This is a genomic window from Mesorhizobium sp. M7A.F.Ca.MR.148.00.0.0 (assembly GCF_003997735.1).
Lineage (GTDB): Bacteria > Pseudomonadota > Alphaproteobacteria > Rhizobiales > Rhizobiaceae > Mesorhizobium.
Genome location: NZ_RZTB01000496.1, coordinates 1 through 310 on the forward strand (window position 1 = coordinate 1; position 310 = coordinate 310).

Annotated in this window: 1 pseudogene; it reads right to left on the minus strand. The window is 63.5% G+C overall.

Annotated elements, in window-relative coordinates:
- Positions 1-310 (minus strand): annotated as a pseudogene (locus tag EOB49_RS35085) (ring-cleaving dioxygenase); the annotation flags it as partial.

A 310-nucleotide genomic window follows, 5' to 3' on the forward strand; every position in this document is an offset into this window, starting at 1 on the left:
TTCACCGCCAGCCGCCTGAGATTGCCGGACTTGTCGACTTCCTCATAGCCCATGAACTTCAGCAGCTCCTCGGTGGCGCCGCCATCCTTCAGCCTGAGCGATACCGAATGTAAACCGCGGATCGCCTGGTCGACCGGAACACCGCCTTTCGCCCAGGGCGCTCTGCCGTCACCCTTGCCCTCGACCAGCGCGAAGCCGTCACCATCCGGTCCGGCAAAAGCCAGGCGCTTCTCGCCGAAGGTCTCTTCGCGCGAGAGGCCGGTGACGCCCTCATCGGCAAAACGGCTTTCCCAATAGCCAAGCGTGCCTT